Here is a 15,148-nt window from a genome sequence, read left to right on the forward strand (position 1 = left end):
CATTTTACCGGTTTTGGGTTCCAAAACCGGCCGTTTCGCCGGTTCGGCCGTTAACCAGTCCTAATTATTTTCGCACACCTGCCACAGCGAGCTCGACCAGGCCGCGCAGGAAGTCGACGAACGCGATGCCCTCGGCCTTCAGCGCCTTGGGGTAGAGCGAGGACTTGGTCAGGCCGGGCAGCGTGTTGGTTTCGAGATAGACCAGCCCCTTGTCCGAGACGATGAAGTCCGAACGGGAATAGCCGGTACAGGACATCGCCCGGTGCGCCAGCATCGCCTGCTGCTTCAGTGCGGCGGAGATCTCCGCCGTGAAGCGGCCGGGACAGATCTCCTGGGTCGACTTCAAAAGATATTTCGCCGCGTAGTCGAAACTGCCCTCGCCCGGAATGATTTCGATCGGCGGCAGCGACATGATGGAGCCGTCCGGCCGCTCCAGCACGCCGCAGGTCGCCTCGACGCCGGCGATGTAGGGCTCGATCACGTACTCTTCGTGCTTGGCGGCATTGTGGACGGCGACGAGATCCTGCCTGGCGTTGACGAAGATCAGACCGTAGCTCGAGCCGTCCCTGGCGGGCTTTGCGATCAGCCGGCCGTATTCGGCGAAGGCCTCGTCGATCTGGTCCAGCGCAATGTTGGCCGGCGGCGACACGCCGCCGAGCGCGGCGAAATGTTTGGCCGCGAACTTGTCGAACGCGAGATGCGAGGAGGCCGAGCCCGATCCGGTGAACGGCACGCCGCGCGCCTCGCACATCACCTGCAACTCGCCGTTCTCGGCGCGCCCGCCGTGCAGGCCGAGCACCAGCACGCGGTTCTCCGCCCTGGCCTGGTCGAGCGCCTGCTCCAACGGAATGCCTGACGTGCCCGGCTTGAATTCGTCCTCGAACGGACGGGCATGTTCGAGCAGCTGCTTCGACTGCACGACATGCACCTTGTCCTCGACGTCCCACCACCAGAGATCGGCCTCGGGCAGCGCCTGATGCAGCGCCTGGGCTGAGGCGACCGAAACCAGACGTTCGCGGTTGGAGCCGCCGAAGAGGATGGTGATGCGCATGTTCTCTCGTTGCTTGTCCAAATTAGCCGGGGATTCCGATCCGCTTGATTTCCCAGTGTAGCTCAATTCCGGAATTTGCCTTCACCCGTTCACGCACGGTCTCGCCCAGCGTCTCAATGTCGTGCGCGGTCGCATTGCCCGTGTTGATCAGGAAATTGCAGTGCATTTCGGACACCTCGGCGCCCCCGACGCGCAGGCCGCGGCAGCCGGCGGCGTCGACCAGCTTCCAGGCGGAATGGCCGGGCGGATTCTTGAAGGTCGAGCCGCCGGTCTTTTCGCGGATCGGCTGCGCGGTCTCGCGATGGGTTTGCACTTCCGCCATGCGCGCGCGGATCGCCTCGGCATCCCTGATCTCGCCGCGGAAACGCGCGGAGGTGAAGATGATGGAGGGATCGACGCCGCTGTTGCGGTAGACGAACTTCATGTCGGCATTGGAGAAGACGTGCTTGGTGCCGTCGCGCCCCACGCCTCGCGCCTCGATCAACACGTCCCTGGTCTCGCCGCCATTGGCGCCCGCATTCATGCGCAGCGCGCCGCCGATCGTGCCGGGAATGCCGAAGTAGAATTCGAGCCCGCCGATGTTCGCGCCCGCGGCGACTTCCGCCACGCGCTTGTCGAGCGCGGCCGCGCCCGCGGTGACGACATCGCTGTTCGCGCTCGCCTCGCCAAAGGCGCGCGGCGCCAGACGAACCACCACGCCCGCAATGCCGCCGTCGCGCACGATCAGGTTGGAGCCGACACCGACGACATAGACGGGAATGTCGCTTGCGAGATGCGCGAGGAAGTAGGCGAGATCGTCCTCGTCCGCCGGCGTGAACAACACCTGCGCGGGACCGCCGACACGAAACCAGGTGAGCTCGGAGAGCGACTGGTTCGCCAGCAGCCGGCCGCGAAGATCGGGCATCGCGGCTTTGAGGTCGGATGTGATGTCGGGGAAGCTCACTGCCCTACCCCAGCGCCTTCAACTCGCCGGGCAAGGCATACGCCCATTGCGTGATGTTGCCGGCCCCTAAGCACACGACGAGATCTCCCGACTTCGCCACGCCCTTGACGATGCCGGCGAGATCCGAGGCCGCCGGCAGCGGGATCACCTCGCGGTGGCCGTGGGCGCGCAGGCCCGCGGCGAAATGGTCGCGATCGATGCCCTCGATCGGCGTCTCGCCTGCGGCATAGACCTCGGCGACGACCACCGCATCCGCATCGTTGAAACAGGTGCAGAATTCCTCGAACAGCGACTGCAGGCGGGTATAGCGATGCGGCTGCACGACGGCGACAATCTTGCCGTTGGTGGATTCCCGCGCGGCTTTCAGCACCGCGGCGATCTCGACCGGATGATGGCCGTAATCGTCGATGACGGTAACGCCGTTCCACTCGCCGGTCTTGGTGAAGCGGCGCTTGACGCCGCCGAAGCCGGCGATCGCCTTGCGGATCGCCTCGTCCGACACGCCGAGCTCGCGCGCGACCGCAATCGCGGCCGTCGCGTTGGAGGCATTGTGGCGTCCCGGCATCGGCAGCAAGAGATCCGCGATCTCGTGCACGGCGCCCGTCTTGCGATCGCGGAACGCAACCTTGAACTTCGATCCGCCGCCCGTCGGGGTCAGGTCGATGAAGCGGACATCGGCCTGCGGATTCTCGCCATAGGTGATGATGCGCCGATCCTCGATCTTGCCGACGAGATTCTGCACCACGGGATGATCGATGCACATCACGGCGAAGCCATAGAACGGCAGGTTCTCGACGAAATGGCGGAAGGCATCCTGCACGGCTTCGAAGGTCTTGAAGTGGTCGAGATGCTCGGGATCGACATTGGTGACGATCGCGACCTCGGTCGGCAGCTTCAGGAACGTGCCGTCACTCTCGTCGGCTTCGACCACCATCCAGTCGCCTGCACCGAGACGCGCGTTGGAGCCGTAGGCATTGATGATGCCCCCGTTGATCACGGTGGGATCGAGCCCGCCGGCGTCGAGCAGCGTCGCGACCATCGTGGTCGTGGTGGTCTTGCCGTGCGTGCCGGCGATGGCGACGCAGCTCTTCAGCCGCATCAGTTCGGCCAGCATCTCGGCGCGGCGCACCACCGGGATACGCCGTTCGCGCGCCGCCGTCAGTTCCGGATTGTCACGCTTGATCGCGGTGGAGACCACGACGACCTCGGCGCCGTCGACGTTCTCCGCCTTGTGGCCGACCGAGACTTTCGCGCCGTTCTTGCGCAGACGGTCGAGATTGTAATTGTCCGAGGCGTCGGACCCCTGCACGGAATAGCCGAGATTGAGCAGCACCTCGGCGATACCGCTCATGCCGATCCCGCCGATCCCGACGAAGTGGATGGGTCCGATCTCGCGCGGCAGTCTCATGGCGTATCCCGCAGTTCCCTCGTCATGCCCGGGCTTGTCCCGGGCATCCACGAATCCTTACCACTTCTTGCAAGACGTGGATGGCCGGGACAAGCCCGGCCATGACGGCAAAAGTAGGAATTCTGGCTGATTTCGCGTCAGATTCCCGCGATTTTGGCCACCAGATCGGCCAGCCGCTCCGCTGCGTCGAGCCGGCCGGCGCCGCGGGCGGCCTGCGCCATGGCGGCAAGGCGCGCGGGCTCGGCAGCGAAGGCGGAGATCTCGGCGGCGAGGCGATCGGAGGAAAACTCGGTTTGCGGAATGCGGATCGCACCGTCGACCTTGGCCAGCACGCCGGCATTGGCGAACTGGTCCTGGTCGATCGCACCCGGCAGCGGCACCAGGATCGAGGGCCGCCCGATCGCGGCGAGTTCTGCCACGGTGCCGGCGCCTGAGCGCGATACCACCAGATGGTTGGAGGCGAGCCGCGCCGGCAGATCGGTGAAAAACGGCGCAAGCTCGGCCTTGATCTTCAGCCTGTCGTAGACCGCACGCACGCGCGCCATGTCCTCGTCGCGCACCTGCTGGGTAAGGACGAGCCGGCTCCACAGCGCGGGCTCGAGGCGCTCGATCGCGCCCGGCACGATGTCGGCCATGATGCGCGCGCCCTGGCTGCCGCCGACGACGAGCAGGCACAACGGGCCGTTCACTTCAGGCGCAGCATATGGCACGGCGGCTGCGGCGAGGATCGCCGGCCGCATCGGCGTGCCGACCGTCGTGGTCTTGCCCGATAGCGCCGGATCGCGGTCGAGCACGCCGGGCAACGACGTCGCGATGGCACGGACGCGGCTCGACAGGAACCTGTTGGCGCGGCCGAGCACGGCATTGGCGTCATGGATGATGCCGGGCACGCCCGCGAATTTTGCCGCGACCAGCGGCGGCAGCGTCGGATAGCCGCCGAAGCCGACGACGGCGACCGGCTTCAATCGCTTGATCAGGCTGTAGGCGGACAACGTGCCGGCCGCGAGCGTCAGGCCGGCATAGGCGAGCTGCAGCGGATTGCGTCCACGCGCAGTCTCGCTCGAGACGACGTCGATCATGTTCTTGGTGAACAGGCCGCTGTAGCGCAGCGCGCGCTCGTCCGTAACGAGGCGGACGCGGAATCCGCGCCGGATCAGCTCGACGCCGAGCGCCTCGGCTGGAAACAAATGGCCGCCGGTGCCGCCCGCGGCGAGAAGAATCAGGGGGGAGGTGTCCATGGTGATAAGTTTTACAGTGTCTCCCCCGTCATTGCGAGCGAGGCGAAAAACTACGCGTAGCTGCGCATCGCCTCGGCGTGGCCGCTCGCCTCGATCTCGGTGCGCGGGCGCAGCCGCGTCAGCGCGAGCATCATGCCGACGCCATAGGCCAGCGACACGATCGAGGAACCGCCATAGGAGATGAAGGGCAGCGTCATGCCCTTGGCGGGGATGAGCTGGAGATTGACCGACATGTTGATCGCGGCCTGCACGCCGAACAGGATCGCAAGACCCGAGGCCGCAAAGCGCGAGAACATGTCCTCGTTGGCATAGGCGCGCGACAGCGTGCGGATGACGACGAAAGCAAACAGGGCCAGCATCGCGAGGCACAGGATGATGCCGAACTCTTCGGCGGCAACCGCGAACACGAAGTCGGTGTGGCTGTCCGGCAGGCTGCGCTTGGCAATGCCCTCGCCCGGTCCGAGCCCGAACCAGCCGCCATTGTAGAACGCCTCCATGGCGGTATCGACCTGGAAGGTGTCGCCCGAGGCCGGATTCATGAAGCGCTTGATGCGGCCGGCGACGTGCGGAACAAAAAGGTAGGCACTGAACAGCCCGGCGGCGCCGAGACCGGCGAGCCCGAACACCCAAATCATCCGCATGCCCGCGATAAAGAACAGCGAGCCCCACACCATCAGGATCAGCATGGTCTGGCCGAAGTCGGGCTCCATGACGAGAAGCGAGACCAGCATCAACAGCAGCGCGAGCGCCATCGAAGTCGCCGGCATCTCCGGCCGCTTGGTCGACTCTGCGAACAGCCACGCGGCGATAACGACGAATGACGGCTTTGCGATTTCGGAGGCCTGGATGTTGACGCCGATCAGCGTGATCCAGCGCCGCGAGCCCTTCACCTCCGGGCCGATCGCGAGCGTCAGCACGATCAGGACGATGCTGGCCGCGAAGATGATCAGCGCCGAGCGACGGATCGCCCGCGGCGACAGAAAGGACACCCCGAGCAGCACCAGGCCGGACGGCGCCAGGAACATCACGTGGCGGCTGAAGAAATGGAAGGGATCGAGTCCGATGCGGGTCGCAACCGGCGGGCTCGCCGCCAGCGACAGGATCACGCCGGTCAGCATCAGCGCCAGGATGGCACCCATCAGCGGCTTATCGACGGTCCACCACCACTCGGAAAAGGGGGTGCGTTCTTCACGGGAGAGCATGGCGGCCGCTTTCGGACAGAGGTCGGTCCATTGGTCGCCGAGGTTAGTTACCGCAAGGTTAAGAAATCGCGGATGATTGGGGATGGAGGGAGACCGCCACCTCACATGCTCGTCATGCCCCGCCTAGTGCGCAGTTGCGCACGGGGGCGGGCATCCAGTACGCCGCGGCTTCTCGATGAATCACAGCTGTCACGGAGTACTGGATCGCCCGCCTTCGCGGGCGATGACAGCGGAGAACGAACAGCGGAGAACGAGGAGGCTACAGGCCTCACACCACCGGCTTCACGCCCGGCAGCGCCTGCACCAGTTCGCGGAACCTGGTGCCGCGGATCTCGAAATTGCGGTACTGGTCGAAGGAGGCGCAGGCGGGTGACAGCAGCACGACCGCGTCGGTGATGCCTGACGCCTCTGCATCGCGCGCGGCTTGCTCGACGGCGACGTCGAGCGTCTGGCTGATCTCGTGCGCCGCTTGCGTGCCCAGCGTCTCCGAAAACTCCTGCGCGGCCTCGCCGATCAGATAGGCTTTTCGGATGCGCGGGAAGTAGCCGGTGAGACCAGTGATTCCGCCGGCCTTCGGCTTGCCGCCCGCGATCCAGAAGATGTCCGAAAAGGAAGATAGTGCGTGCGCGGTGGCGTCCGCATTGGTGCCCTTGGAGTCGTTGACGAACAGCACGCTGCCGCGGCGGCCAACCTGCTCCATGCGATGCGCCAGGCCTGGAAAGCTCCGCAGGCCGTTCTGAAGCACATCGAGCCCGATGCCCATCGCGAGCGCGGCGGCGGCGGCGCACGCCGCGTTCTGCGCATTGTGCAGGCCACGCAGAGAACCGATGCCGCCGAGCGCCGCGATTTCACTGCGTGCGCCGCCGGAATTGCGCACAATGGTGCCGTGCTCGACATGGATGCCGCTGGCCAGCGGATTTTTGACGGAGATGCGCACCACATTCTTGCCCGCGCGGTCGAGCCGGTCGGCGATATCGCGGCAAAAACCGTCGTCGACGCCGACGATCGCCGTGCCGCCCGGCTGCACACCGGCAACGAGGCGCTCCTTCACCGCAGCGTAGTGCGCGATGGTGCCATGGCGATCGATGTGGTCCTCGCTGACATTCAGCAGAATGCCGACGGAGGGATCGAGCGAGGGCGTGAGGTCGATCTGGTAGGACGACATCTCGATGACGTGGACGCGGCCCATGCCCGGCGGCTCCAGCGACAGGATCGCGGTGCCGATATTGCCGCCCATCTGGGTGTCGTAGCCGGCCACTTTGGTGAGATGCGCGATCAAAGCCGTCGTTGTCGATTTGCCATTGGTGCCGGTGATGGCGACGAACGGCGCGTCCGGCGCGTGCCGACGCCGCTCGCGGCAGAACAGCTCGATGTCGCCGATCACCTCGATAGCGGCCTCGCGCGCCTTCAGCACGCTCCAATGCGGCACCGGGTGGGTCAGGGGAACGCCGGGCGCGAGCACCAGCGCGGCGAAATTCGCCCAGGAGACGTTGCGCAAATCAGCCGTGATGAAGCCGGCTTGCGCGCCCTTGGCGACGTTGTCGGCATTGTCGTCGGCGGCGATCACCTCGGCGCCGCCCGCTTTCAACGCGTGACAGGAGGCGAGCCCCGAGCCGCCGAGGCCGAACACCGCGACCGTCTTGCCGGCAAAGGACGTGACGGGGATCATCGAGCGCTCACCGCAGCTTCAGCGTCGACAGGCCGGCGAGCGCCAGCATCACCGAGATGATCCAGAAACGGATCACGATCTGGGGCTCGGTCCAGCCGAGCTGCTCGAAATGGTGATGGATCGGCGCCATCCGGAAGATGCGCTTTCCCGTCATCTTGAACGACACCACCTGCACGATGACGGAGACCGCCTCCAGCACGAACAGGCCGCCGATCACCGCGAGCACGATCTCGTGCTTCACCGCGACCGCGATCGCACCCAGCATGCCGCCGAGCGCGAGCGAACCGGTGTCGCCCATGAAGATCGAGGCCGGCGGCGCGTTGAACCAGAGGAAGCCGAGACCGGCGCCCAGCAGCGCGCCGCAGAGCACCGCGAGCTCGCCGGTGCCGGCGACATATTTGATCTGGAGATAATCGGCGAACACCGCGTTGCCGGCGAGATAGGCGATCATCGCAAAGCTCGCGGTCGCGATCATCACGGGCACGATGGCAAGGCCGTCGAGACCGTCGGTGAGGTTCACCGCGTTGCCGGCGCCGACGATGACGAAGGCGCCGAAGATGACGAAGAACCAGCCGAAATGCAGCACGGTGTCCTTCAGGAAAGGAATCGTCAGCGCGGTCGATGCGGGATCGCGGTTCAGCCGCACCAGCGCGTAGCAGGCAACCAGCGCGATCGCCGCCTCGATCAGCAGGCGAAGCTTGCTGCCGAACCCGGTCGTGGTCTGCTTGGTCACCTTGAGATAATCGTCATAGAAGCCGACGAAGCCGAAGCCGAGCGTCACCGCCAGCACGATCCAGACGTAAGGATTGAGCGGATTGGCCCACAGCACCGTGCCGACCGTGAGGCCGGACAGGATCATCAGCCCGCCCATGGTGGGCGTGCCTTTCTTGGCGAGATGCGATTGCGGACCATCGGCCCGGATCGGCTGGCCCTTGCCTTGCCGGATGCGCAAATGGTCGATGATCCAGGGGCCGAACAGGAACACGAACAGCGCGCCGGTGACGACCGCGCCGCCGGTGCGGAAGGTGATGTAGCGGAAGACGTTCAGGAAGGTGCGAACGGCACCGAAGCCCGGAAATGTGTTGGAGAGCTCGATCAGCCAGTAAAACATTCAGACGGTCCTATGGCGCCTTTGCACGCGCCTTGATCTTGGCCTTATCAACCTGTCTCACGCGCATTCGCTGGTCTTCATCCTGGGGTCGGGCGACCTCTAAAGAAAACGAACGGCTTCGCGACGGAAAGGGTGGGATTCGGGAACAGCGCCTTCCAAGCAGTTTACGCCCTTGCCTGCAAGGCGGCCACTAGGCCCGGCACAAACTTGTTGACCCAGAACATCTTCTTGCTGCCCTTGACAACCACGACATCGCCTGCCCTGAGCAGATTTGCGACCTCACCCGGCTTCAGCGTAACGGGGTCGTCGTGCCAGCCGAGACCCTTGCCGGCTGGAAGCACCTCGAACAGGTGACGCATCAGGGGCCCGACGCAATAGACGCCGTCGATCCCGTCGAGATGCCTGGCGAGGTCGGTGTGATAGCCGGGCGCGCCATCGCCCAGCTCCAGCATGTCGCCGAGCACCGCAATGCGGCGGCCGCCGGTCGTGTTGCGCGCCTGGAGGCTTTGCAGCGCGGCAGCCACGCTGGCCGGATTGCCGTTGAAGCTGTCGTCGATCACGATGACGCCGCCGACCGCCTGCTCGACGCCACGGCCGGTCATGATGCCGACCCGGTCGAGCTTGATCGCAAGCGTCGCCGCATCGAGGTTGGCCGCACGGATCGATGCGAGCGCGGCGAGCGCATTCTGGACGCGGTGCGGCGCGCCCGGCGTCAGGCTGAACGCAATTTCCTTCTTGCCGAGCGCGGCCACGACCTGCCAGCTGTCGCCGTGCGGCGCGTGCGCGACCTCGTGCACCTCGGCTTTGTCGCCGAAGCGTATGACCTTGCCCTTCCAGTCCGGCGCCTTTATCCCGGCGGGCAGCACCAGCACGCCTTCCGAAGGCAGGCCGAGTGCAATCGACACCTTTTCGCGACGGATGGCTTCGAGCGAGCCAAGCTTCTCCAGATGCACCGGCTGGACGTTGACGACGAGCGCGACTGTCGGCCGCGTCAGTTCGCTGAGCCGCGCGATCTCGCCGGCCTGGTTCATGCCCATCTCGACGACCCAGAGACTGGCATCGGGCCGCGCATTGCACAGCGTCAGCGGCACGCCCCAGAAATTGTTGAAGCTCGACGGGCTGGCATAGGCATTGGGGTAGGCCGCGAGGAATTCCTTGGTGCTGGTCTTGCCGGCGCTGCCGGTGAGCCCGATCACCGGTCCGTTGAAGCGCGCACGTGCCGCGCGCGCTAGGCCCCAGAGTCCGTCGATCAGCGTGTCCTTGACGACGATCTGGGGAATGCGGATGCCCGCGATCTCGTGCGGCACGATCATCGCGACCGCGCCCGAGGCTTCCGCCTTCTCCGCGAACTCCCAGCCGTCACGCGCGCTGGCGAAGGCCGAGATGAAGCCGCCGCTCGGGGTGCCGCTCAGCGCCACGAACAGGCTGCCCGGTTTCACCAGCCGGCTGTCCTGGGTGACGAAGTCGATCGGCGTGTCCGGGAACGATCCGGCAGCGCCCAGCGCGCGCGCCACTTCGGCCACCGTCCATATGGGCCCGCTCATGCAATCCTCGACGCTAATGCGGCGGCGACCGCCTCGTGATCACTGAAGGGCAAAACCTCTCCGCCGACGATCTGCCCGGTCTCGTGGCCCTTGCCGGCGATGAGCAGCGCATCGCCATCTTCCAATTCCGCGATCGCGGTACGGATCGCAACGGCCCGGTCGCCGATTTCGCGGGCGCCCTTGGCGGCGGCGAGGATTTCGGCGCGAATGGCCTCCGGCTTCTCGCTGCGCGGATTGTCGTCGGTGATGATGATGCCGTCGGCGTTGCCGGCCGCGATCTCGCCCATGATCGGACGCTTGCCGGCATCGCGGTCGCCGCCGGCGCCGAACACGACGACCAGCCTGCGCCTGGCGTAGGGACGCAGCGCCTGCAGCGCCTTCGCCAGCGCATCGGGCTTGTGCGCATAGTCGACGAAGATCGGCGCACCGTTGCGCTCGCCGACGCGCTCCAACCGGCCTTTGGCGCCCTCGAGATGTTCGAGGCTCGCGAACACGTCTGCTGCGTCGCTGCCGGTGCCGATGGCGAGACCGGCCGACACCAGCGCATTCTCGATCTGGAATTCGCCGACCAGCGGCAGCCGGATCGTATGCCGCTTGCCGCGATGTTCGAGCGCGAGCACTTGCGAAAACCCTTCGACCTCCGCACCGGCGAGACGAATGCCCTCGCCGGCCCCGTCGCCGTTGCGACCGACCGCCATCACGCGCAAGCCGCGCGACTTTGCCGCGTCGATTGCCTCCGCCGAGCAATCATGATCGGCGGAGATCACGGCCGCGCCTCCCGGCGGAACAAGTTCGCGGAACAGCCTGAGCTTGGCCGCGAGGTAATGCGCGACGGTCGGATGGTAATCCATGTGGTCGCGCGAAAGATTGGTGAAGCCGCCGGCGGACACGCGCACGCCGTCGAGGCGATATTGGTCGAGCCCGTGAGAAGAGGCCTCGAAGGCGAGATGCGTGACGCCCTCACGCGCGATCTCGTCGAGCTGCCGGTGCAGCGCGATCGGATCTGGCGTCGTCAGCGAGCCGTAGACGGTGCGCTTCGGCGAGACCAAGCCAATGGTTCCGATGCTGGCGGAGGCGTGCCCGAGCCGCTCCCATATCTGCCGGGTGAATGCGGCGACCGAGGTCTTGCCGCTGGTACCGGTCACCGCAGCAATTGTCGCGGGTTGCGCGGGGTAGAATTTTGCCGCGGCCAGCGCCAGCTCGCTGCGCGGATTGGCGACTGTGATGAACGGCACCTTGCAGCCATCAGGCGCATGGTCGCCGACAACCGCCACCGCGCCTGCGGCAATCGCGGCATCGATGAAGCGCGCACCGTCGGTCTTGCTGCCCGCAAGTGCGAAGAAGAGATCGCCGGGCTTGACCGCGCGGCTGTCGAGGGCAACGCCGCTCACGTCGAGCGCCGCGACCGCGGGCTCGATTGCGGCATCATTGCCCTGAACGTCCTGATCGAGGAGGTCGCGCAGCTTCATGGTCTTCCAGTCGACATGGCCGCGCCGGAAGCCGAATCTCCAGGGAAATCCCGACTCAGCAGCGGCAACGGCCCACCCGGTTGATTACTGGGTTGTCCTGGATGCTGCAAGAATAAGGCGGTCGGACGGCGGCAGGTCGAACCGCGGCTCGACACCGAGAAGCGGCGCGATCCGCTCGATCACCTTGCCGCCGGTCGGCACCGCGTTCCAGCCCGAGGTGATGAAACCATGGGTTTCGGGCAGCGCCTGCGGCTCGTCCAGCATCACCAGGATCTGATACTTCGGATTGTCGGAGGGCATGATCGCCGTGAAGGAGTTGAGCACCCGCTTCTTGGCGTAGCGGCCATTGATGACTTTCTCGGACGTGCCGGTCTTGCCGCCGACATAGTAACCCTTGACGTCCGCCTGCCTTGCCGACCCGACCTCCGCATTGAGCCGCATCAGATACCGCATCTTGTCGCTGGTCTCTTGCTTGATCACGCGCTTGGCCATCGCCGCCGCTTCAGATTCGCTGCGCTTCATGAATGTCGGCGGAATCAGGTAGCCACCGTTCATCAGCGCGTTGATGCCCATTACCGCCTGGAGCGGCGCCACCGATAGGCCCTGGCCGAACGCGATGGTGACCGTGTTCAGCTCACTCCAGCGGCGCGGCACCAGCGGCGCCGCGCTCTCGGGCAGCTCGGTGCGCAGCCGCGTCAACTGGCCCATTTTGGCCAGGAACGCCTTGTGCGCCTCGACGCCCTGGCCGAGCGCGATCCGCGCGGCGCCGATGTTGGAGGAGTAATAGAACACTTCCTTGGTGTTGATGAAACGTCCGAGCGCGTGGCTGTCATGGATGGTGAACTTGCCGTAGTGCAGGTTTCCCCGTGCATCCCACATCGAGTTCAAATTGATCTTGCCGGAATCGAGCGCCATTGCCAGCGTGAACGCCTTGAAGGTCGAGCCCATCTCGTAGACGCCGGTGGTCAGGCGGTTGATGCGGTCGGGGTCATGCGCTTCCTTTGGATTGTTGGGATCGAAGTCCGGCAGGGAGACCATCGCCACGATCTCGCCGGTCTTGACGTTGGAGACGATGCCGGAGGCGGCCTTGGCGTGGTATTTCTCCTTGGCCTTCAGGAGCTCGTCACGCAGGGCGTGCTCGACGCGCAGATCGACCGAGAGCTCGATCGGCTTTTGCAGCCGGTCGGTGGCAAAGCCCGCGCGGTGGAGATCGGCCAGCCCTTGATTGTCGAGCCACTTCTCCATGCCGGCGATGCCCTGGTTGTCGATGTTGACGAGACCGATGAGGTGGGCGACCTCGTTGCCGGTCGGATAGACGCGCTTGTTCTCGCGCAGGAAGCCGATGCCGGGAATGCCGAGCTTGTGGATGTCCTGCTGCTGCTTCGCCGTGATTTCGCGCTTGAGCCAGACGAAGCCCTTGCGCGTCTTCAGGCGCTCGCGCACCTCGGCCTCGTCGAGGTCGGGCACGGTGGCGGTCAGAAGTTCGATTGCCTCGTCCTTGTCGATGATGCGGCGCGGCTCGCCGAACAGGCTCGACGCCTTGACGTCGGTCGCGAGGATCGCACCGTTGCGGTCAACGATGTCGGGCCGCGCGGTCGCGACCACCTCCTGCGCCGCGGCGCGGCGCGCGCCGTGGGCGTCGGCGCCGATTGCGAACATCACGAGCCGGCCGCCGATCAGGGCGTAGACCGCGCCGAAGGCGAGCATCGCCAGGCCGACGCGCGCCCGCGCCTTGGCCGCGCGATCGACGTTGCGCCCGTACAGCAGGCTGCGGATCAGCCGTTGCCGCCAGGGCTCGGTCGGCTTTTCTGCAGGTTTGGCCGGGGTCACAGCGTTCATGGCTTGTCCTCGGGCTGAGGCACGGAGCCCGTCACATTATCGGGATCGCTCGCGGCTTCGATGGTATTGAGCATGGCGCCGATCGGATCCGGCTCGCCCGGCCTGAACATCCGCGGCGGACGTTCGGGCAAATTCTTCAGTGAATCATATTGCGTGCCGTTGACCGGCTTGAGCTGCAGATGCCGGTCGGACAGGCCTTGCAGGCGCAGGGGTGCATCGAGCTTGGCCCATTCGGAGCGCAGCGCCGCGATCGCATCGCGCTGCTCGCGGATCTCCGCATGCAGCCGCAGCACCTTTTCGGTGCGCGCCGTGGAGTCCATCTTGATCCGGTAGACATAGGCCGCCGCGAAGATTAGCGCGCCGATGACGAGGAGGTGGATGAAGCGCATGCGCTAGCCACCTCTCATGATGTCGGAGAGTTTTGGCCAGGACGATTGCTCGCGATCGTCATGCGCGGGCGCCGAGGTGCGCTCGGCGGCGCGCAGTTTTGCCGACCGCGCGCGCGGGTTATGCGCGACTTCGTCCTCGCCCGCGATCACCGGCCGCCGCGTCAGCAGCTGGAAGCTCGGCACCGCCTGAGACACTTCCGGCAAATGGCGTGAGCCGCCACCTGTCTTGCTGCGCTCGGCGAAGAAATTCTTGACGATGCGGTCTTCCAGCGAATGGAACGAGACGACCACGAGGCGACCACCGGGCTTGAGCACACGCTCGGCAGCGATGAGCGCGCTCTGGAGTTCCTCCAGCTCTTCGTTGACGAAGATGCGCAGGGCCTGGAACGTCCGCGTCGCGGGATGAATATCGCCGGGCTTGGAACGAACCACCCTGCCGACGAGATCGGCGAGCGCGCGCGTGGTTGTGAACGGCGTCTCCTGACGGTCCGCGACGACAGCGCGGGCGATCCGGCGCGACTGCCGCTCTTCGCCGAGGAGATAAATGATGTCGGCGAGATCGCCTTCCGAGGCGCGCGCCACGACATCGGCCGCAGTCGGGCCTGCCTGCCCCATCCGCATATCGAGCGGACCATCGAGGCGGAACGAGAAGCCGCGGCCGGCCTGGTCGAGCTGCATCGAGGACACGCCGACGTCCATCACGACGCCGTCGACGCCTTCGAGGCCTTGCGCCGCGCAGACCTCGGCGAGGTTGGAGAAACGATCTTCAACGAGGGTCAGCCGGCCCGCGGAGCGGGCGACCAGCTCGGCGCCGCCCTCGATCGCAGTACGGTCGCGATCAATGGCGATCACCCGGGTTCCCGGCACGTCGAGAATCGCACGGCTATAGCCGCCGGCGCCAAAGGTCGCGTCGATGTAAAGGCCGCCTTCCCGTGGGGCGAGGTGGTCGATGGCCTCACGGCCAAGAACGGGGATGTGCGGAGCCGAGCTCATGCGCCAAGCCTGCCGATCGCCCCGCCGGACTCCCAAGTGAGATCGGGGACGAACAAGCTCATAACGCCTCGAATGATTCCGCGTCGCGGCGGTTCCACGACCCAACCCCCGTCCAACATGGTTACCGAGCCCGGTCGTCCCGGGCCACCAACCCAGTATTCCCCTTGGAATTTGTCGGGCAGCCATGGGATTTCGAGCCAAAATACGCTTTGGCCGCCTCCGGACGCGGGTCGGCTCTTCATCCCTCAGTAACGGCCCTTAGCGTTAAGAAAGCGTTGATCGGCTCGCGACA

At 65.8% G+C, this 15,148-nt stretch carries 12 protein-coding genes; all 12 read right to left on the reverse strand.

What is annotated here, in order from left to right:
- Positions 1–64: 64 nt before the first annotated feature.
- Positions 65–1,051 (reverse strand): D-alanine--D-alanine ligase family protein, encoded by a 987-nt coding sequence (locus AC0L3J_RS17745; protein ID WP_473347910.1) that lies wholly within the window; start codon positions 1,049–1,051, stop codon positions 65–67.
- Between the two features lie 22 nt (positions 1,052–1,073).
- Entirely contained in the window at positions 1,074–1,994 is a 921-nt protein-coding gene (murB, locus tag AC0L3J_RS17750; RefSeq protein ID WP_473347911.1) for a UDP-N-acetylmuramate dehydrogenase, read from the reverse strand.
- A 4-nt stretch (positions 1,995–1,998) separates the two neighbouring features.
- Complete coding sequence (murC, locus tag AC0L3J_RS17755) at positions 1,999–3,402, reverse strand: UDP-N-acetylmuramate--L-alanine ligase (RefSeq protein WP_473347912.1); 1,404 nt, start codon at positions 3,400–3,402, stop codon at positions 1,999–2,001.
- 137 nt (positions 3,403–3,539) lie between these two features.
- Positions 3,540–4,640, reverse strand: a complete 1,101-nt coding sequence (gene murG, locus AC0L3J_RS17760) for an undecaprenyldiphospho-muramoylpentapeptide beta-N-acetylglucosaminyltransferase (protein WP_473347913.1) — start codon at positions 4,638–4,640, stop codon at positions 3,540–3,542.
- Between the two features lie 50 nt (positions 4,641–4,690).
- Complete coding sequence (ftsW, locus tag AC0L3J_RS17765; RefSeq protein ID WP_473347914.1) at positions 4,691–5,842, reverse strand: putative lipid II flippase FtsW; 1,152 nt, start codon at positions 5,840–5,842, stop codon at positions 4,691–4,693.
- Positions 5,843–6,110: 268 nt separating this feature from the next.
- Positions 6,111–7,511 carry a UDP-N-acetylmuramoyl-L-alanine--D-glutamate ligase gene (murD, locus tag AC0L3J_RS17770; protein WP_473347915.1) on the reverse strand — a complete coding sequence of 467 codons (1,401 nt, stop codon included), beginning with the start codon at positions 7,509–7,511 and terminating at the stop codon, positions 6,111–6,113.
- Between the two features lie 7 nt (positions 7,512–7,518).
- Positions 7,519–8,622, reverse strand: a complete 1,104-nt coding sequence (gene mraY / locus AC0L3J_RS17775; RefSeq protein ID WP_106945343.1) for a phospho-N-acetylmuramoyl-pentapeptide-transferase — start codon at positions 8,620–8,622, stop codon at positions 7,519–7,521.
- 164 nt (positions 8,623–8,786) lie between these two features.
- Positions 8,787–10,166 (reverse strand): UDP-N-acetylmuramoyl-tripeptide--D-alanyl-D-alanine ligase, encoded by a 1,380-nt coding sequence (locus AC0L3J_RS17780; protein ID WP_473347916.1) that lies wholly within the window; start codon positions 10,164–10,166, stop codon positions 8,787–8,789.
- On the reverse strand, positions 10,163–11,635 hold the full coding sequence (locus tag AC0L3J_RS17785) for a UDP-N-acetylmuramoyl-L-alanyl-D-glutamate--2,6-diaminopimelate ligase (protein ID WP_473347917.1): 1,473 nt from the start codon (positions 11,633–11,635) through the stop codon (positions 10,163–10,165). Before AC0L3J_RS17785 ends, AC0L3J_RS17780 begins: the two co-directional genes overlap by 4 nt.
- An 84-nt stretch (positions 11,636–11,719) precedes the next feature.
- Entirely contained in the window at positions 11,720–13,474 is a 1,755-nt protein-coding gene (locus AC0L3J_RS17790) for a peptidoglycan D,D-transpeptidase FtsI family protein (protein ID WP_473347918.1), read from the reverse strand.
- Positions 13,471–13,863, reverse strand: coding sequence for a cell division protein FtsL (gene ftsL / locus AC0L3J_RS17795; RefSeq protein WP_007600843.1), 393 nt, complete (start codon positions 13,861–13,863; stop codon positions 13,471–13,473). The genes AC0L3J_RS17790 and ftsL overlap by 4 nt, the downstream gene beginning before the upstream one ends.
- 3 nt (positions 13,864–13,866) lie before the next feature.
- Positions 13,867–14,856 (reverse strand): 16S rRNA (cytosine(1402)-N(4))-methyltransferase RsmH, encoded by a 990-nt coding sequence (gene rsmH, locus AC0L3J_RS17800; protein ID WP_473347919.1) that lies wholly within the window; start codon positions 14,854–14,856, stop codon positions 13,867–13,869.
- Between the last annotated feature and the right edge of the window lie 292 nt (positions 14,857–15,148).

The sequence above is a fragment of the Bradyrhizobium sp. Kon37 genome (assembly GCF_055807535.1).